The 18,370-nt window shown below is 63.1% G+C and carries 18 protein-coding genes; 13 read left to right on the forward strand and 5 right to left on the reverse strand.

The window, feature by feature from the left end; all coding sequences use genetic code 11:
• Positions 1-36 precede the first annotated feature (36 nt).
• Positions 37-2,604: a prolipoprotein diacylglyceryl transferase gene (locus tag BKY27_RS12015; RefSeq protein ID WP_071674729.1), complete on the forward strand. Its 2,568-nt coding sequence runs from the start codon at positions 37-39 to the stop codon at positions 2,602-2,604.
• Positions 2,605-2,661: 57 nt separating this feature from the next.
• Here the strand turns inward: BKY27_RS12015 and BKY27_RS12020 are convergent, their stop codons facing one another.
• The gene (locus BKY27_RS12020; RefSeq protein WP_071674730.1) at positions 2,662-2,889 is read right to left on the reverse strand and encodes a DUF2842 domain-containing protein; all 228 of its coding nucleotides are present in this window, start codon (positions 2,887-2,889) and stop codon (positions 2,662-2,664) included.
• Positions 2,889-4,184 (reverse strand): adenylosuccinate synthase, encoded by a 1,296-nt coding sequence (locus tag BKY27_RS12025; protein WP_071674731.1) that lies wholly within the window; start codon positions 4,182-4,184, stop codon positions 2,889-2,891. Before BKY27_RS12025 ends, BKY27_RS12020 begins: the two co-directional genes overlap by 1 nt.
• 334 nt (positions 4,185-4,518) lie before the next feature.
• Here BKY27_RS12025 and secG point away from each other — a divergent pair, with 334 nt between their 5' ends.
• The 12 genes from secG to BKY27_RS12085 all read left to right on the forward strand — a co-directional run bounded on the left by secG (position 4,519) and on the right by BKY27_RS12085 (position 15,156).
• Positions 4,519-4,887 carry a preprotein translocase subunit SecG gene (secG, locus tag BKY27_RS12030; RefSeq protein ID WP_071674732.1) on the forward strand — a complete coding sequence of 123 codons (369 nt, stop codon included), beginning with the start codon at positions 4,519-4,521 and terminating at the stop codon, positions 4,885-4,887.
• Between the two features lie 164 nt (positions 4,888-5,051).
• Positions 5,052-6,695 carry a CTP synthase gene (locus BKY27_RS12035; RefSeq protein ID WP_071674733.1) on the forward strand — a complete coding sequence of 548 codons (1,644 nt, stop codon included), beginning with the start codon at positions 5,052-5,054 and terminating at the stop codon, positions 6,693-6,695.
• Positions 6,696-6,863: 168 nt separating this feature from the next.
• A complete protein-coding gene (locus tag BKY27_RS12040) occupies positions 6,864-7,445 on the forward strand; it encodes an outer membrane protein (RefSeq protein WP_071674734.1) in 582 nt (193 codons plus the stop codon).
• Between the two features lie 115 nt (positions 7,446-7,560).
• Complete coding sequence (locus BKY27_RS12045) at positions 7,561-8,469, forward strand: PhzF family phenazine biosynthesis protein (protein WP_071674735.1); 909 nt, start codon at positions 7,561-7,563, stop codon at positions 8,467-8,469.
• 46 nt (positions 8,470-8,515) lie between these two features.
• A complete protein-coding gene (locus BKY27_RS12050; protein WP_071674736.1) occupies positions 8,516-8,956 on the forward strand; it encodes a tellurite resistance TerB family protein in 441 nt (146 codons plus the stop codon).
• Between the two features lie 3 nt (positions 8,957-8,959).
• On the forward strand, positions 8,960-9,730 hold the full coding sequence (locus tag BKY27_RS12055; RefSeq protein WP_233491827.1) for a phosphate/phosphite/phosphonate ABC transporter substrate-binding protein: 771 nt from the start codon (positions 8,960-8,962) through the stop codon (positions 9,728-9,730).
• A 101-nt stretch (positions 9,731-9,831) separates the two neighbouring features.
• The gene (locus tag BKY27_RS12060) at positions 9,832-10,611 is read left to right on the forward strand and encodes an ABC transporter ATP-binding protein (protein WP_071674737.1); all 780 of its coding nucleotides are present in this window, start codon (positions 9,832-9,834) and stop codon (positions 10,609-10,611) included.
• Between the two features lie 26 nt (positions 10,612-10,637).
• Positions 10,638-11,366: a transporter substrate-binding domain-containing protein gene (locus BKY27_RS12065; protein WP_071674738.1), complete on the forward strand. Its 729-nt coding sequence runs from the start codon at positions 10,638-10,640 to the stop codon at positions 11,364-11,366.
• A 57-nt stretch (positions 11,367-11,423) separates the two neighbouring features.
• Positions 11,424-12,305, forward strand: a complete 882-nt coding sequence (locus BKY27_RS12070) for an ABC transporter permease (protein WP_071674739.1) — start codon at positions 11,424-11,426, stop codon at positions 12,303-12,305.
• Positions 12,302-13,138, forward strand: a complete 837-nt coding sequence (locus BKY27_RS12075) for an ABC transporter permease (protein WP_071674740.1) — start codon at positions 12,302-12,304, stop codon at positions 13,136-13,138. Before BKY27_RS12070 ends, BKY27_RS12075 begins: the two co-directional genes overlap by 4 nt.
• 4 nt (positions 13,139-13,142) lie before the next feature.
• On the forward strand, positions 13,143-13,823 hold the full coding sequence (locus BKY27_RS12080; RefSeq protein WP_071674741.1) for a type 1 glutamine amidotransferase: 681 nt from the start codon (positions 13,143-13,145) through the stop codon (positions 13,821-13,823).
• A gap of 109 nt (positions 13,824-13,932) precedes the next feature.
• Positions 13,933-15,156 carry a DegT/DnrJ/EryC1/StrS family aminotransferase gene (locus BKY27_RS12085; RefSeq protein ID WP_071674742.1) on the forward strand — a complete coding sequence of 408 codons (1,224 nt, stop codon included), beginning with the start codon at positions 13,933-13,935 and terminating at the stop codon, positions 15,154-15,156.
• Positions 15,157-15,262: 106 nt separating this feature from the next.
• Here the strand turns inward: BKY27_RS12085 and phaR are convergent, their stop codons facing one another.
• The 3 genes from phaR to BKY27_RS12100 all read right to left on the reverse strand — a co-directional run bounded on the left by phaR (position 15,263) and on the right by BKY27_RS12100 (position 18,354).
• Complete coding sequence (gene phaR, locus BKY27_RS12090) at positions 15,263-15,817, reverse strand: polyhydroxyalkanoate synthesis repressor PhaR (protein ID WP_071674743.1); 555 nt, start codon at positions 15,815-15,817, stop codon at positions 15,263-15,265.
• Positions 15,818-15,993: 176 nt separating this feature from the next.
• Positions 15,994-16,440, reverse strand: a complete 447-nt coding sequence (locus BKY27_RS12095; RefSeq protein WP_071674744.1) for a Phasin — start codon at positions 16,438-16,440, stop codon at positions 15,994-15,996.
• Between the two features lie 132 nt (positions 16,441-16,572).
• Positions 16,573-18,354 carry a PHA/PHB synthase family protein gene (locus BKY27_RS12100; RefSeq protein ID WP_233491828.1) on the reverse strand — a complete coding sequence of 594 codons (1,782 nt, stop codon included), beginning with the start codon at positions 18,352-18,354 and terminating at the stop codon, positions 16,573-16,575.
• Positions 18,355-18,370 lie beyond the last annotated feature (16 nt).

Here is an 18,370-nt window from a genome sequence, read left to right on the forward strand (position 1 = left end):
TCCGGGACCGAGCCCGGGCGAGCAGAGATTGACCCTATGAGTGATGAAAACAAAATTCTGACGGTCTCCTACGGCACCTTTTCCTGTACGCTGGAAGGGTTCGACGATCCGTTCTCGGCGATGAAGGCCATCGCGGAATACTTCCGTGACCTGGCAGCCGGAGACCGCTTTTTCGGGGCCGAACCGCCGACGCCGGACACCGAGATGCTGCACCGCATCACCGAAGAGGCGATCAAATCTCGCGTTGACGCCCGTATTATAGAAAGCGGCCTGCTGCTGCGCCCGCATCTTGAGGGCCCGCAGGACAGCGCCGAGGAAGAGTCCCAGCCGCTCGACGCCGGGGACGTGACCGAAGCCGCCACACCCGCCATGGAAGACGCCGAAATCGCGACGGACGAGGCCAGCCCGGCCACGGACGCCCCGGATACGATCGCGGAAGAAAGCGCGCCCGAAGAAGAAGAGGCGCTGCCGGAAACCGACGCCGCGCAGGACGATGCCCCCGAGGCAGCCGCCCCCGCCGCGCAAGAGCCTTCGACCGAAGACCGCGCGGCAGACCCTGCCCCGCAGGACCAGCCGCTGACCGCCTCGTTCGAGGAACCGGTGGACGTGCATCTCGACGCGGGCTTTGACACCACCGAAGACGACCGGGCGACCGAGGACGGTGCCGAAGCACCCGACGCCGACACAGATGCCGAACCGCCCCAAGTTGCCGCCGCGCACCCGTCGCGCCCCAGCACCGCCATCACCAGCGCCGCCACGATGGCAGGCTTCGCCGCCGCCGCCGCCATGGCCCCGATCCCATCGGACGCCGACGCGCCCCAAACGGATCAGGCCGACACCGGCGCGACCGACGATGCCGCGTCCGGCGACACCGCCACCATGGAAGAAGAACACGACACCAGCGGAGAAGACACCATCTCTGCCGTGCTGTCCGCGATGGCCTCGGACGACCGCGACTCCGCCGAGGACGCGGCCGTTCAACCGGAAGCTGAGGCCGAAGAGGTCATACCCCGCGACGAAGACCAGGACGATCTGGCCGAGCGGATCGCAGAGGCTGGCGACGACACGTTGGTCTCGCACCAAGACAGCATCGCGCAGATAGAAGAACCCGCCCCCGCCCCTGATATGGCCGCGGACGAGGCCGACGAAGCAACGCTTGAAGAGCCCGCCCTCGCACAAGACGACGCCGCCCCGATGCCGGACGAGGCCCCTGCATCCAGCCCCTCCTATGCCGACCCCGACAGCGTCGCGGCCAAGCTCGCCCGCATTCGCCGTGTCGTGGCCATGGAAGAAGCCGAGGAAAACGCCCCGGAGACCGCCGAGTACAGCGAGGACGAAGACAACAGCGCCCCTTTTACTCAGGCCCCCGCCGCTGACGCGGCCCCCGAGGTTGACACCCCAGACACCGCCGCCGCCCCGGCCACAGAAAGCGCCGCAGCGCAGGCCGTCGAAGACACCGAGGCCGAGGCCGAACCGACCGCAGACACCCCTGCCGAACCGGACGATCACTCGCAGCCCGAAGCGGCCCCCGAGACCGCAGAGGATTCGCAGCCAGAGCCCGCCGAAGATCCGCAGGCCGCCGCACAGGCAGCTGCCCCCCAGCCGCAGCGCAACCCGCGCGTCTGGGTCATCCGGGGCCGTCCGCCGCAGGAAACCGAAACCGCCGACGACGAGGCCGACGCCGACAACACCCCGCAAGCCGAGGCCGAGGCCGAACCGGAAGCCACCCTCGCCCCGGATGCCGAGGCCGATCTTCAGCGCGAACTGGCCCAGATCGAGGCAGAACGCCAGGCCCGCCGGGCCGAACGCGCCGCCCGCCGCCAGCACATGGAAGGCGAGGCCGACGTAACCGAGGCCAATGTCAGCCGTCTCTTCGACGCCACCGACAGCCGCCTGTCCACCGATGAAAACGCCCGCCGCCGCGCCAATATCGAACATCTCAAGGCCGCCGTCGCCGCACGCGCTGCCGAAGAACAATTGACCGGCCCGCAGGAACCGCAGGACGACACCGCCCGCTACCGCGAGGATCTGGCACAGGTCATGCGCCCGCGCCGGGTCCAGAAGGATGGTCAGCGCCGTTCGAACCGGCCCGCCGCCGCCAATCGCCCGCGCCAGACGCCGCTGGTTCTGGTGTCGGAACTGCGCGTCGATTCAAGCAGCGGTGGCAGCGCCCCGCGCGCCTCGGTCGTTCGCCCGCGCCGCATCGTGCGCGGCAACGCGGCCATCGCCGAACACCCCGAGGATGAGACCCGGACCGAGGCCATGCTGCCGCGACCGGTGGCCCCGGCCCGCCCGGCACCGACCGCCGTCGCCGAACCGCAACCGGACGAGCCCCAGACCTTCGCCGACTACCTCGTCGCCCAGGACGCCAGCGACCTGCGCGACATCGCCGCTGCCGCGACCGGCTACGCGACGCACGTGATGGGCCAAGAGGTGTTCCAGCGCTCCGAGATCATCCGCATGATCATCGCGGGTTCGAACGACACCGCCGGGCGCGAAGACGCGCTGCGGGTGTTCGGTATCCTGATCAACGACGCAGAGATCGAAAAAGTCAGCCGCGGCCAGTTCCGCCTGACCCGGCATTCGCCCTACCACCGCCGCTGATCCCGTTATCACAGGACCGTTTCCGACCGGCGCTGCCCGCAGCCCCGGCCTTTGGCGTCACTCGTCCGACGACGCGTCGGGGTCGGCCTGACCGACCCCCTTGAACACGGCGCGGAAGGGCACGGCCCAAACCACGCCGAGCGCGATATATATTCCCAGTTCCAGCAGGATGGACGGCCGCTCGAACAGGCTCAGCAAGAACCAAGCCAGCCCGATATAGACCGGCAGCCCAACCAGAAGGATGACGAGCGACCAGCGTCGCCGGGCTTTGTAAGACAGGGCCATCAGTCGGCAAACGGATCGGTGACAAGGATCGTGTCGTCGCGTTCGGGGCTGGTCGACAGCAGCGCCACAGGGCACTGGATCAACTCTTCCACGCGGCGCACATACTTGATCGCATTCGCAGGCAGATCGGCCCAGGACCGCGCCCCTTCGGTCGAGTCCGACCAGCCGGGCATTTCCTCGTAGATGGGCGTGCAGCGCGCCTGTTGGTCGGCGGCGGTCGGCAGGTAGTCCAGCCGCTTGCCGTCCAGATCGTAACCGACACAGATTTTCAGCGTCTCGAACCCGTCCAGCACGTCGAGCTTGGTCAGCGAAATGCCGTTAATTCCACTGGTCGCGCAGGTCTGGCGCACAAGACACGCATCGAACCAGCCACAGCGGCGCTTGCGGCCCGTTGTGGTGCCAAACTCATGCCCGCGCTCGCCAAGACGCTGGCCATCGGCGTCTTCCAGCTCGGTCGGGAACGGGCCTTCGCCGACACGCGTGGTGTAGGCCTTGACGATCCCCAGCACGAAGTCGATCGAATTCGGCCCGATCCCCACGCCCGTCGCCGCCTGTCCCGCGATCACGTTGGACGAGGTCACGAAGGGGTAGGTGCCGAAGTCGATGTCCAGCAGCGCGCCCTGCGCCCCCTCGAACAGGATGCGTTTGCCCGCGCGGCGCTTCTCGTTCATGACCTTCCAGACCGGCGCGGCAAAGGCCAGAATCTGCGGCGCAATCTCTTTGAGCTGGGCGATCAGGGCGTCACGGTCCACCTGTTCGATGCCAAGCCCCCGGCGCAACGGGTTGTGATGCTGCAAGGCCCGGTCGACCCGCGCCTCCAGCGTCGCGTCATCGGCCAGATCGGCCACCCGAACCGAGCGGCGCCCCACCTTGTCTTCATAGGCCGGTCCAATGCCGCGCCCGGTGGTGCCGATCTTGGTGCCGGTGCTGGCCGCTTCCTCTCGGGCGCGGTCAAGCTCGCCATGGATGGGCAGGATCAGCGGGGTGTTTTCCGCGATCATCAGCGTCTCGGGCGTGATCTCGACCCCTTGTTCGCGCACCGTTTCAATCTCGCCCATCAGGTGCCACGGGTCCAGAACCACGCCATTGCCGATCACCGACAACTTGCCCCCCCGCACCACGCCCGACGGCAGCGCGTGCAGCTTGTAGACCTTGCCGTCGATCACCAGCGTATGTCCGGCGTTGTGCCCCCCCTGGAAGCGGGCGATGACGTCGGCACGCTCGCTCAGCCAGTCGACGATCTTGCCTTTGCCTTCGTCACCCCACTGGGCGCCCACGACAACCACATTGGCCATGATAGAGGGTCCTTCCTGTCTCTCCGGGCTCAAACCGGGGCGTGTATAGCGGTGCGCCCGGTCCGGTGAAACAGGAAACTGCGCCCCGCGTCAGGATGCATCGCACCGGTCGGCGCGGCCCCGGCCCCCGCCCGCGACAGGCGCCTTCCGTCTGTACGGGGGGTGTACAGGGGGTGTACGGGGGTGCACGCATGGCGACACCCGGTTTTGGCCCGGCGCGGCAACCGCCGGTTGCAGCCCGCCCCGGTGCCGCATCTGCATAATGAACCTCTTGCGGCAGGCTGCCGCATCTCATAAGTAGGCGCAAAGAATTCAAGGCCCGGGAAGCTCGCTCATGGAAAACGTCATCCTCGTCGTCCACCTGATCCTGGCCATCTGTCTGATCGGGGTTGTGCTGCTGCAACGGTCTGAAGGTGGCGGACTTGGCATGGGCGGCGGCGGCGGTGTGATGACCGGCCGTCAGGCCGCCACGGCCCTTGGCAAGATCACCTGGGGCTTCGCGATTGCCTTCCTCGCCACCTCGATCACGCTCACCATCATCTCGGCACAGAACTCGACCGGCACCTCGGTGCTCGACCGCGTTTCCGACACGGTCCCCGCGAGCACGACGGACGCCCCGGCCGACACCCCGGCCCTGCCGACCGACACGCCGCTGGTGCCGCCGGCCGCAGACGCCCCGCTGGTCCCGCCACGGGCCGACTGAACCCAGTAAATCTTGGGGCTTCGGCCCCATCCTCCAACATCATATAGCGGCCGGGTTGCCTTGTCCGCGCGAATCCTGTTATCCTCAAATCCCGTGATATGGGAACTGAGGACCGGGATTTGCTTTTTTGAGGCGCCGGTCCGGCACGGGAGACTTTGCACCAAATGGCGCGCTTCATTTTCATCACCGGCGGGGTCGTCTCGTCGCTTGGGAAAGGTCTGGCATCGGCTGCGCTCGGCGCCCTTTTGCAGGCCCGTGGCTTCACTGTGCGGCTGCGCAAACTCGACCCCTACCTGAACGTCGATCCGGGCACGATGTCGCCCTTTGAACATGGCGAGGTGTTCGTCACCGACGACGGCGCCGAAACCGACCTAGACCTCGGCCACTACGAACGCTTCACCGGCGTTCCTGCCTGCAAGACCGATTCCGTCAGCTCGGGCCGAATCTATTCCAACGTGCTCGAAAAAGAGCGCAAGGGCGCCTACCTGGGCAAAACCATTCAGGTGATCCCGCATGTCACCAACGAGATCAAGGATTTCATCTCGATCGGCGAAAACGACGTGGATTTCATGCTCTGCGAGATCGGCGGCACCGTCGGCGACATCGAAGGCCTACCCTTTTTCGAGGCTATCCGTCAGTTTTCGCAGGATAAACCGCGCGGGCAATGTATCTTCATGCATCTTACGCTGTTGCCCTATATCAAGGCCAGCGGCGAGCTGAAGACCAAGCCGACCCAGCACTCGGTCAAGGAATTGCGCTCCATCGGGCTGGCCCCCGACATTCTCGTCTGCCGCTCCGAAGGGCCAATCCCGGCCAAGGAACGCGAGAAACTGGCGCTCTTTTGCAATGTCCGATCCGAGTCCGTCATTGCCGCGCAGGATCTGTCCTCGATCTACGACGCGCCGCTCGCCTACCACAACGAGGGTCTCGATCAGGCGGTTCTGGACGCCTTCGGGATCAGCCCCGCCCCCAAGCCCGACCTGACCAAATGGGAAGATGTGAGCGACCGCGTGCACAACCCCGAGGGCGACGTGAAGGTGGCCATCGTCGGCAAATACACCCAGTTGGAAGACGCCTATAAATCCATCGCCGAGGCGTTGACCCATGGCGGCATGGCCAACCGGGTCAAGGTCCGGGCCGAGTGGATCGACGCCGAGATTTTCGAACGCGAAGACCCCGCCCCCTATCTGGAAGATTTCGATGCCATCCTCGTGCCCGGCGGTTTTGGCGAGCGCGGGACCGAGGGCAAGATCAAGGCCGCGCAATTCGCCCGCGAACGCAAGGTGCCCTATCTCGGCATCTGTCTGGGGATGCAGATGGCGGTCATCGAATCCGCCCGTCACCTTGCCAACCTGGGTGATGCCGGGTCGGAAGAGTTCGACCACGAGGCCGGCAAGAAACGCTTTACCCCCGTTGTCTATCACCTCAAGGAATGGGTGCAGGGCAACTACACCGTCAAACGCAACCTCGATGACGACAAGGGCGGCACCATGCGGCTTGGCGCTTATACCGCGTCGCTCAAGGACGGCTCGCTGGTATCCAAGGTCTATGGCAGCAATTCGATCGAGGAACGCCACCGCCACCGCTACGAGGTCGATATCAAATATCGCGAAGCGCTTGAGGATCAGGGCCTGATCTTCTCGGGCATGTCCCCCGATGGCCGCCTGCCGGAAATCGTCGAGGTCAAGGACCACCCGTGGTTCATCGGCGTCCAGTTCCACCCCGAGCTGAAGTCCAAACCCTTCGACCCGCATCCACTATTTGCCGATTTCGTTCGGGCCGCCAAGGACAACTCGCGGCTGGTGTGACGCCCAATCCATTGAAAACAGACACCAATTCAGCCCCTGCGCCCGATCCGGTCGCGGGGGCTTTTTCTTTGAACCACAAGCAGCGCTGCCGCGACCTATGCCTGTAAGCAATTCAAACCGTGCTCGTTTCACCGCCGAGCATTCCGGCATCCACAGAAAGACTTTTCCATGACCAAAACCTTTACCTCTCTTTCCTCCGCCGCTGCCGCTCTTTTACTTGGCCTTGCCTCGGCCCCTGCCGCCTTCGCTGACGCCGCGATGTTCGATGGGTTCTATGGCGGTCTGTCGCTCGGATCTGTCTCTCCCGACGCGAATTTCATTCCCAACACCATCGACTCGGCCTTTGGCTACAGCCTGTTCGCCGGATACAACCATGCCCTCAGCAATGACTGGGTCGTCGGTGGCGAACTCAGCTATGGCGCCTCTGGGGCGCATGGTATTTCGGGCTCGGCTGTCACGCTCGATTTCGAAAACGCCCTGACCATCAGCGCCCGGGCGGGTTACGTGATCAACCGCACGATGATTTACGGTCGCGTCGGCTACCAGACCGTGGATGTTCAGCCCTCGACCCTTGCCACCAGCATTGGCGCCGAAGGGGCGACCTTCGGTCTGGGTGTCGAGCACATGTTCACCGAAAACCTCTCCGGGCGTATCGAGTTTTCCCACAGCATCCTCGATCTCGACTCGGGCCCTCCGGGTGCAGAGTTCGACACCAACACGGTCTCGATCGGCATCGCGATGCATTTCTGACATCTGTCCATTTTGCTGCAACACAATGGGGCGCTTCGGCGCCCCATTGTGCGCGAGGGTTGCATCGCCAGCAGAAATCAGGACCAACTGAGCGCATAGATCGCCAGAGGTATTCATGACGTCCCTGCCCTTCGCCACCTACGACGTGTTCACGGACACGCCCTATACCGGCAACCCGTTGGCCATCGTGGAAGAGGCCGGAGCCCTGACCACATCGCAAATGCAGACCATCGCACGCGAATTCAACCTGTCGGAAACCATCTTCGTCCGCCCGCCCGACGACCCGGCCCACACGGCCAGCGTGCGTATTTTCTTTCCCACCTCCGAAATTCCCTTTGCCGGGCACCCCACCATCGGCTGCGCGATTCACCTTGCCACGCAACAGCACGGCGACGGGGATTTTGAGACCCTGATCACGCTGGAGGAGCAGGCCGGGCTGGTCCCTGTCCGCGTGGTGCGCCAAGACGGCATCGTCCGCGCACAGTTCACCGCGCCGCAGGGGCCCGTGCCACTTGGCGGCGACACCAGTGCCGAGTTGATCGGCCCCGCGCTTGGCCTGTCGCCCAACCAGATCGGCTATGGCGACCGCCACGTCCCGCGAGTATGGAAGGCCGGGCCCGATTTCCTGTTCGTTCCACTGGCGGGGCCGCATGGGCTGGCTGCCGCGAAACCGACGCAGCCGCATTGGGCGGAACTGGCGCGCAACACCAACGAATCGGTCTTCCTTTACACGCCCGCAGGCGAACGCACCTTCCGGACCCGCATGTTCGCCCCAGACCATGGCATTCCCGAAGACCCGGCCACCGGCTCTGCCTCGGCCATATTGGCGGCACAGCTTTTGCTGGGCGGCGACCTGGACCCGGATGGCGAGACCGAGTTTTCGCTGATCCAAGGGGTCGAGATGGGGCGCCGCTCGGAAATCGGCCTGACCGTGGCTTGCGACGGCGGCAAGATCGCCGCGATCCGCATCGCGGGCACGGCGGTTCCGGTCATGTCAGGGCAGATCGCTCCCCCAAATGTGTAAGAGAACCTGCTTGGCAGTTCCGGCCCGGGGGCTTATCTGACGCTTTATGTTCGGAGATCTGATCAAACGCCTGACGGCGCCCGCCCCGGCCCAGTTGCCCGATTACGACGCTCGCCTTGCGCTTGCGGCCCTGCTGGTGCGGATCGCGCGCAGCGACGGGTCTTACGATGACGAGGAGATCCGGCGCATCGACCGCATCCTCGCCGAACGCCATAGCCTGTCTCCGTTCGAGGCGACCAAGCTGCGCGGCGAGGCCGAGGTGCTGGAATCCGAGGCCCCCGACACCGTCCGCTTCACCCGTGCGATCAAGGATGCCGTACCCTACGAGGACCGCGAAGGCGTGATCGAGGCGCTTTGGTCGGTGGTGCTGGCCGATGGCGAACGCGACCACGAGGAGGACGCGCTGCTGCGTCTTGCCGCCAACCTGCTTGGCGTAAACGACCGCGACAGCGCACTGGCCCGCCAGCGGGTCGAAAGCGAGGGCTGATTCATGACCCTGCACGCCTCGCTGCCGATGTACGACCGCCCCGAGATGCGGGATGCCACCGACGGGTTCTGGACCCTCATCCGCGACGCATTGCGCGACCATGGTGTCGCCGCTCCCGAGGCCCTGAAACGGGACGAACCGAAGCTTTGGGCGATGTGGACCAGCCCCGACCTGCTGTTCTCGCAGACCTGCGGGCTGCCGGTCCGCACCACGCTGCACGACAAGGTGCAATTGATCTTCACCCCCGACACCGGCCTGCCGGGCTGCCCGCCGGGTCACTACAATTCGGTGCTGCTGACCCGGCCCGAACTGGCCGAGCGCCCGGTAGACGCGTTGCTGAGCCTGCGCCTTGCGATAAATGAACCCGAGAGCCAGTCCGGCTGGGGCTCGATCAACCGCTACGCCCGCGACCGGGGTGTCGCCATCAACCGCCCGCGAATCTCCGGTGCCCACGCGGAATCGGTGCGGTTGCTCTTGGCCGGTGAGGTCGATCTGGCTGCCGTCGATGCGCACACATGGCGCCTGTTGCAACGCTATGAGCCGACCGTCGCCCACCTGGTCGAACGCGACCGCACCCGTCCCACACCGGCCACGCCCTATATCACCGGGATGGCACAAGACCCTGCCCTGCTGCGGGCCGCCGTCGAGCAAGGCTTTGCCGCATTGCCCGAGGCGCACAAGGAAACCCTTGGGATCAGGGGATTCGCGCGGATCAACCTCGGCGCTTACATGGCGCTGCCGATCCCGCCATCGCCCGGCGATCTGCCCGTCTGACGGGCATTTCCGTCGGGTGACCTAGGGTCCACCGGCAGATGCACGTTGCAATTGCGCAGTTTTTGCGCAGAAATCCCTAAAGTCTACAGGGAACAACAAGCGTGACTGAAAAAGCACCGCCCGTCATCGAAATCACCGGTCTGCACAAGAGCTTCGGCAACCTGCATGTGCTGCGCGGCGTCGACATGTGCGCCAATGCAGGCGACGTGGTGTCGCTGATCGGCTCGTCCGGTTCCGGCAAATCCACCCTTTTGCGCTGCGCCAACCTGTTGGAAGACAGCCAGGAGGGGCGCATCCTCTTCGAAGGAGAAGAGGTGACGTGGAAGGGCAATGCCCATCACCGCGTGCCCGCCGATTCCGCGCAGGTCAGGCGCATCCGCACCAACCTGTCGATGGTGTTCCAGCAGTTCAACCTGTGGGCGCACATGACCATCCTGCAAAACGTGATGGAAGCCCCGGTGACGGTTCTTGGCCAGACCAAGGTCGAGGTGGAAACCCGCGCCCGTGCCCTGCTGGACAAGGTGGGGATCGGCGACAAGGCCGATGCCTGGCCCGCGCAGCTTTCGGGCGGGCAGCAACAGCGGGCGGCGATTGCCCGCGCCCTGTGCATGGGGCCGCGCGCCCTGTTGTTCGATGAACCGACCTCGGCCCTCGACCCCGAACTGGAGCAAGAGGTGGTCAAGGTCATCCGTGACCTCGCCGCCGAGGGGCGCACCATGATCCTTGTGACCCACGATATGCGATTGGCGCGCGATCTGTCCGATCACGTCGTCTTCCTGCATCAGGGCCGCATCGAAGAAGAAGGGCCGCCGGACGAGCTCTTCGGCAATCCGAAATCGGAGCGGCTGCAACAATTTCTCAGCCACACAACGTCACAATAAGACGACCAAAATCAGGGAGTATCCAAATGAAAAAACTCATCCTTTCCGCCGCAATCCTGACGCTTTCCGCAGGTGTTGGCTTGGCGCAGGACCGCACCATCCGCATGGGCACCGAGGGCGCCTACCCCCCGTATAACTTCGTCAACGACAATGGCGAGGTTGACGGCTTCGAACGGGTTCTGGGCGACGAGCTGTGCGCCCGCGCCGGTCTGACCTGCGTGTGGGTGACCAACGATTGGGATTCGATCATCCCGAATCTGACCTCGGGCAACTACGACACCATCATCGCCGGCATGTCGATCACCGAGGAACGCGATGCGGTGATCGACTTCACCCAAGACTACATTCCGGCAACCCCGTCGATCTATGTCGCCATGGATGCGGATGCCGACCTGATGGGCGGCGTGATCGCGGCGCAGGCCAACACGATCCAGTCGGGTTATATCGCCGATTCCGGGGCCACCTTGCTGGAATACGCCACCGCCGATGAAACCGTGGCCGCCGTCCGCAACGGCGAGGCCGACGCGGTCTTTGCCGACGGGGATTTCCTGACCGACATCACCGACGAAGACCCCGACCTGATGGTGGTGGGCGATCCGGTGTCGATTGGCGGCGGTATCGGCATGGGCCTGCGCGAAACAGATACCGAACTGCGCGCCACCTTCGATGCGGCCATCACTTCGATGAAAGAGGACGGCAGTCTGAACGCCCTGCTGCTGGAATGGTTCGGCGAAGGCGTTCCGCTGTACGACTGATCTGAACCCGGCGCGCGGCGGGCCGACCCTGCCGCGCGCCAACCCCTCCGAGGTCCGATGTTCGAATTCTGCGCCGATCCCTCTTCGCTCGAAACCGGCCAGTGGTTCGCCTGTTACCTGACAAACGGCGTTCACCTGCGGTTTTACCAAAGCTTTGTCACCGTTCTGACGCTGCTGGCGATCACCGCCCCCGTGGCGCTGACCTTCGGTTTCATCGGCGCGGCGGCCAGCCGATCGCACATTGCGCCGCTCAGATGGCTGGGCAAGCTTTACACCTCGATGGTGCGCGGCGTGCCGGACATCGCCTTTTTCCTGTTTTTCGTGATCGCCCTCGATCAGGCGCTGGAATGGGTCAATCACCAGATCCGTTGCCCCGATTGGGATGAGCCGATCCGTCAGGGCGCGAACTTTATCGTCTGTCAGGCGGCAAAAATTCCACTCAACTCGGCCCCGCAATGGGTGCACGAGACCTATAACTATTTCATCGCGGTCTTCACCTTCTCGATTGTGTTCGGCGCCTTCGCCTCGAACGTTCTGTTCGGCGCCATGCGGGCCGTTCCCCACGCGCAGCTTGAAACCGCCGAAGCCTATGGCATGACCCGTCGCCAGACCTTCTGGCGCATTCTCGTTCCGCAGATGTGGGTCTACGCGTTGCCGGGGCTGTCAAACCTGTGGATGATCCTGATCAAGGCCACACCGCTGCTGTTCCTGCTGGGGGTCGAAGATATCGTCTACTGGGCACGGGAACTGGGCGGCAGCCGCACCTCGCAATTCGCCTATCCGCATCCCGACTGGCGACTTTGGTATTTCCTCGCCCTTCTGGTCTTTTACCTCGGCTTCACCAAGATCTCGGAAACCGTGCTGTCCCGCATCACCCGTCGGCTCAGCCACGGACAGGCGACGATGGGCGGCGAAGCGCAACGAAAGGCCGCCGCATGAGCTGTTGGGAGACGATCCAGGCCTATGGGCTCCGCTCGCTCGGGATGGGGGAACGCCTGTTGCCGCGCGGCGATATTGGCCTGTGCGAACAGATCACCCTGATCGGCTCGGGCATGATCTGGAACATCTATTTCGGGGCATTGGCGCTGTTCTTCGGGTTCTTCCTGGCCGTGACAGTGGCAGTGGCCAAGAACGCGCGGCCGGCGCTGATCCGCAAACCGGCGGAATGGTTTATCTTCGTGTTCCGGGGCTCGCCGCTCTTCATCCAGTTCTTTCTGGCCTATTTCGCGCTTGTGCGCCTGCCCGAGGAGATTCAGACGGCCAACGGCGTGGTCGACATCAGTTGGCTGACCGACCCGTTTTCGCGTGCATGGCTGGGGGCGTTGATCGTCCTTTTCCTCAACACGGCGGCCTATGCGGGGGAAATCTTCTACGGTGCGCTCCGCTCGGTTCCCAAGGGCGATCTGGAGGCCGCCGACGCCTATGGCATGACCGGGTTCAAGCGGTTCCGCCGAGTGGTTTTTCCCACCATGATGCGGCTGGCATGGCCCGCCTACACGAACGAGGCGATCTTCCTCTTCCACGCAACGACACTGGTCTATTTCTCGGGCTTTCCGGCCTTTCGACAGCAGGGGGACGCGCTCTATTACGCCAGCTATTTCGCAGACCGGACGTTCAACCCTTTCGTCCCCTACCCGATCGTGGCCGTCTTCTTCATTCTGCTGACCCTGACAGTGATTACGGTCTTCGGGCTGATCAACCGCCGCCTTAACCGCCATCTGCCGGCCGAACGCCGTCGCAAGATCCGCTACCGGCCCAACCTGATACGGTGATCCCATGCGCATCGGCATCCTCTTGGCCGAACAATTCACCGGCCCGATTGCCGCCGCTCTTGGCCCATACGAGGGGCTGTTCGCGCGCTTGCTGGACGGTAACGGCTTTGCCTACCAGACCTACCCTGTCGAACAGATGGTGCTGCCCAAATCCCCGGACGAGGCCGATGGCTGGCTGATCACCGGGTCAACCGCCGGGGCCTACGAGGACCATCCGTGGATCGGCCCGCTGCAAGATTTCATCGCGCAGATCCAGGCCAGCGGGCGTCCCTTGGTGGGCATTTGTTTCGGTCACCAGATCATCGCGCAGGCGCTTGGCGGCACGGTGGAGAAATTCTCGGGCGGCTGGTCGGTCGGGCCGGAAGGCTATCAGATGGGCGAGGCGCTGTTCAGCCTCAACGCCTGGCACCAGGATCAGGTGACCGAAATCCCGCCGGGCGCTCAGGTCATTGCCCGGTCCCGACGCTGCAAGAATGCTGGCCTCGCCTATGGTGACACGATCGTCAGCTTTCAGCCGCATCCCGAATTCAACCGCGAGGTGATGGAGGTCATGTTGACCCATCTGGCGGACGGACCAGTGCCTGCCGACGTGATGCAAGCCGCGCGCGACCGCCTTGCCACCCCTATCGCAGACGCCACCATAGGCACCCAGATTGCCGCGCATTTCCTGAAAAACCGGCCCTGATCCGCGTCATTTTGCCGGTTCCGACCGAACGACGTCGCGTTCTGTCTTTGAAACTTCACGAATCCGATGTAAAGAAAATCGAAATTGAGATTTTCAAAAAGGTGAAATCATGGCGCTCGCCCCCAATGTCTATGACGCCGAGCCGATCCCTGACTCTGCCCGCGCCGAGATTGAACGGCTGCTGCAATCAGGCGACCTTTTCCGCTACACCGCGCCGGAAGACGCCCCCGTCTCGCTGTTGGAGCGTGAATTTGCCGACATGATGGGCACCAAATACGCGCTGGCTGTCTCGTCCTGCTCTGCCGCGCTGTTCCTGTCGCTTCTGGGTCTCGGGCTGAAGCCGGGCACCAAGGTGCTGATCCCCGCCTTCACATTCGCCGCCGTGCCGTCGGCAGTGGTGCACGCCAATTGCCAGCCTTTGCTGGTCGAGGTGGCGGATAACTACCGCATCGACATGGACGACTTCCGCGCGAAACTGACCGATGAAATCGGCGCGGTGATCATCAGCCACATGCGCGGCCACACCTCGGATATGGATGCGATCATGGCGCTTTGCGATGCGGCAGGCGTGCCCGTGGTCGAGGACGCTGCGCATTCGCTCGGCACCATGTGGCACGGGCAGAAAATCGGCACCATTGGCCGGGTCGGCTGTTTCAGCTTTCAGTCCTACAAGCTGATCAATTCCGGCGAAGGCGGCATCCTGATCACCGACGATGCCGATCTGGTGGCGCGCGCGGTCATCATGTCCGGCGCCTACGAGCATAACTGGGCCAAGCACAAGGCGCCCGAGGGCGACAACACTGGTGATCTGGCCGCCGCCTTTGCCCGCTGGCAAAACAAGCTGCCACTCTACAACCTGCGCCTGTCGAACTTGTCCGCCGCCATCGTCCGTTCGCAGTTGCCCGAAGTAGGCCGCCGCGTGCGCGATGGCCGCGCCAATCATGACTACGTGGCCAGGCTGTTGAACGCGTCGCCGTGGCTGCGCGTGCCGCCGGCCCTTGGACCGGAACAGCGGGCGCCGGATTCGATCCAGTTCAACCTTGTTGGGTTTGCCAGCGATGAAGAGGCCCGCGCCTTTGCCCAATCCGCGGCCGAACGGGGCGTGAAGGTTCAGATTTTCGGCCTGTCCACGGACAACGCCCGCGCTTTCTGGAACTGGCAGTTCATCCCCGGCGGTCAGCCCGAGTTGCCGCAGACCAAGGCAATGCTGATGCGCGCCTGCGACGTGCGCCTACCGGCCCGCCTGACCAAGGCCGATCTCGACGTCGTGGCAAGCGCGCTGCTGGCCGCGGCGGAAGAGGTCAAGATCGAACCCCGCGCCTACGGAACCTGAGGCGCGCTTTTTCAGAAAAGCTTGCCTCACCCAAGCGGCAGATTTTTCACAAAAAATCATCCGCTACGGGCGGGACGGATTTTCCGGAAAATCTGGCCCTTTGCGGTCAAAGCTTGGACAGTTTCGACTGAAGCTCTGCCAGTTGCTTCTTGATTTGCGACAGCTCGTCTTCGGCGCCGTCCGACTCTTCGGAGTCGCCCGTGCCCGGCCCCGACCACTGACCGGACACTCCGCCGGTCATCGCCTTCATGAAGGCTTCTTGCTGCGCGCGCATCGCTTCGAAGCCGGGCATCGACGCCAAAGGGTTCATCGCGGCCATGTTCTCGACCATTTTCGACTGGCCGTCGCGCAGCAAGTCGAAGGACATCGCCAGAAATTCCGGCACGACGCTATGCGCCTGCGTGGTGTAGCTGCGCACGAGGTCGGTGAGCACCCCGATCGGCAGCACGCTTTCGCCACGGCTTTCATGTTCTGCAATGATTTGCAGCAGATACTGGCGGGTCAGGTCATCGCCTGACTTAAGGTCAACGATCTTTACTTCCCTGCCATCGCGGATGAATCCCGCGATGTCTTCGAGGGTCACATAATCTGACGTCTCGGTATTGTAGAGCCTGCGGCTGGCATATCGCTTGATCAGCAGCGGTGCATCGGTCTCAGCCATGGCAACCTCCTTGTCCCTTTCACTGCATTGCAGCAAAGGCGAGCCTAGTCCCTTATCCACAAAAAGCAATCGCTTGGGCGAACAAAAGAAAAAGGACGGGCCCGCGGTGCGGGTCCGTCCTCTGGCAATCACTCGAAACGGGAGGAGATTCGAGCGAATGAGCCGATCGCTTGGCCTTAGGCGGCGGTTGCGGCTTTCTTGGCAGCGGTGGTCACGTCCGAGGTGGCTTTCTTGACGGCTGCGGTGGCTTCTTCCGAAGCTTCCTTTCCGGCAGCCATCATCAGCTCGACGGTTTCCATCTGCACTTTCTTGGCGACTTCAGCGAAGGCGGCCAGGGTCTCGGCAGACATTTCAGCCTGAGCCGAAGCGAAATCGGTCATGGATTTCGTGTAGGCGGTCGGCTCGTCCTTGACCTTGGTCACGTCGGCCAGTTTCGTCAGGGTGTCTTTGGTCCACTGGGTCGAGATCTCGGTCGACTTCTCAGCGGCTTCCAGAGCCACTTTCGAGAACTTCTCGCCAAGCGCGGCCTGCGATTTGAAGGCTTCGTTGTAGGCGGACATGTCAACCGGGAAAGCTGCCATGGCTTCGTTGACGTATTTGGTGAAATCGTTGGTCTTGGCCATCTGTCTATCTCCTGTTTGTCCGGTGTGGGACTGGAAGGTTTCTGTTCTGCGTCTGCAAACAATATGAATGCTGCGGTGCAGAAAATCAAGTTTTTTCTGCACCGCAGCAATTATTTCACAATCCCTTGAAAATCAGGCTTTTTTGCCTTCCAGAACGTAGCTTCCGGGTGCGTCCAACAGCGGCGCATAGCCCGACTCACCCGGATTTCGGGCCTCGACCTGCGCCCCGGACCGGCGCTTCAGCCAGTCTTCCCAAACCGGCCACCACGACCCTTCGTGGAACTCGGCCCCCTCCAGCCACTCATCCGGGGTGCCCTTGACCTTGGGGTTGGTGAAATGGCCATATTTCTTCTTCGAAGGCGGGTTGATGATCCCGGCGATATGGCCGGACTCGGACATGATGAAGGTCTTGTCGCGGCTACCGAATTGCTCGAACCCGCGATAACAGTTCTTCCACGGCGCGATGTGATCGGTCTTGGTGCCGACAGAACAGACCGGCAGCTTGATGTCCTTGATCGTCACGGTCTCGCCAAGGATCTTGAAGCCACCTTCGGCCAGCTCATTTCCCTGACAAAGCTGCCGCAGATACTGAATAACCATGCGGCCCGGCAGGTTGGTGCTGTCGCCGTTCCAATACAGCAGGTCGAACGCGGGCGGGGCTTCGCCCATGATATAGCTGCGCACGGCGGGTCCGTAGACCAGATCCTTGGAGCGCAGGAAACTCATGGTTTTGGACATGAAGAAGCTGTCGAGAATGCCCTTCTCCGTTACTTGCCGTTCGATCGCGTCGACGAAGTCGTCTTGCAGGAAGACCACGAACTCCCCCTGATCCGAAAAATCCGTCAGCGTGGTAAAGAACGTGGCTGACCGCACGGATTTGTCGCCGCGTTTCTGCATCACCGCCAGCGCCGCCGACAGGGTGGTGCCCGCGATACAATAGCCGATCACGTTCACCTGCTTTTCGCTGGTGATCTCTTTCGCCACGCGGATCGCCTCGAAATATCCCTCTTCGACATAGTCCTCCAGCCCCACCTCGGCATAACTCTCATCGGGGTTCTTCCAGCTCACCACAAACAGCGTATAGCCTTGGTCCACGATCCAGCGGATCAAGGAATTCTGCGGCTTGAGGTCCATGATGTAGAACTTGTTGATCCACGGCGGGAAGATGATCAACGGTGTGCGATGCACGGTTTCGGTGGTGGGGGCGTACTGGATGACTTCCATCATCCGGTTGCGAAAGACCACCTTGCCGTCCGCTGTCCCGATATTGCCGCCAACCTCGAAGGCATTGGGGTCCGACAGGGTCGGCAACAGCTCACCGCCATTGGTCTCGATATCACGCACGAGGTTTTCCATCCCGTCGACAAGGCTCTGCCCGTCGGTATCCAGCGCCTTTTGCAACGCATCGGGATTGGTGGCGAGGTAGTTGGTCGGCGAGAACAGGTCGATGATCTGGCGCGAGAAAAATTCGACCCGGCTGCGTTCCTTGCCGTCCAGACCGTCCAGTTCCGACACGGCCTGTTCGATGGCCTCGGAATTCAGCTCGTATTGCTTGCGCACGTACCGGAAATAGGGATGTGTGCGCCACATCGGGTTGGAAAACCGCTTGTCCGCAGGGGCGTCGTCGTCATCCTCGGGCAGATCGAACTGCCCCGAGGCAAGCGCCTGTTGCGTTTCGATGAAATTCTCGACTGCCTTGGACCAATAGGCCACTTGCTGGCCCATCATCTTCGTGGGGTTGGTCATCATGTCATTGAACAGGGCCGAGCCCGCCTTGACGTAAAGATCCTGCCCCGGCCCGGTCAGCCCGGCATCGTGGGTTCCATCCTTTTGTCCAAGTGCGGCGACCAGCCGTTTTGACAGCTCTTCCATCTTGGCCAGGTTGGCGTTGAGCGTTTCAAGCTTGTCCCCCATTTCGGCCTCTCCTCCT

This window comes from Nioella nitratireducens (genome assembly GCF_001879715.1).
In the GTDB taxonomy this organism is placed as follows: domain Bacteria; phylum Pseudomonadota; class Alphaproteobacteria; order Rhodobacterales; family Rhodobacteraceae; genus Nioella; species Nioella nitratireducens.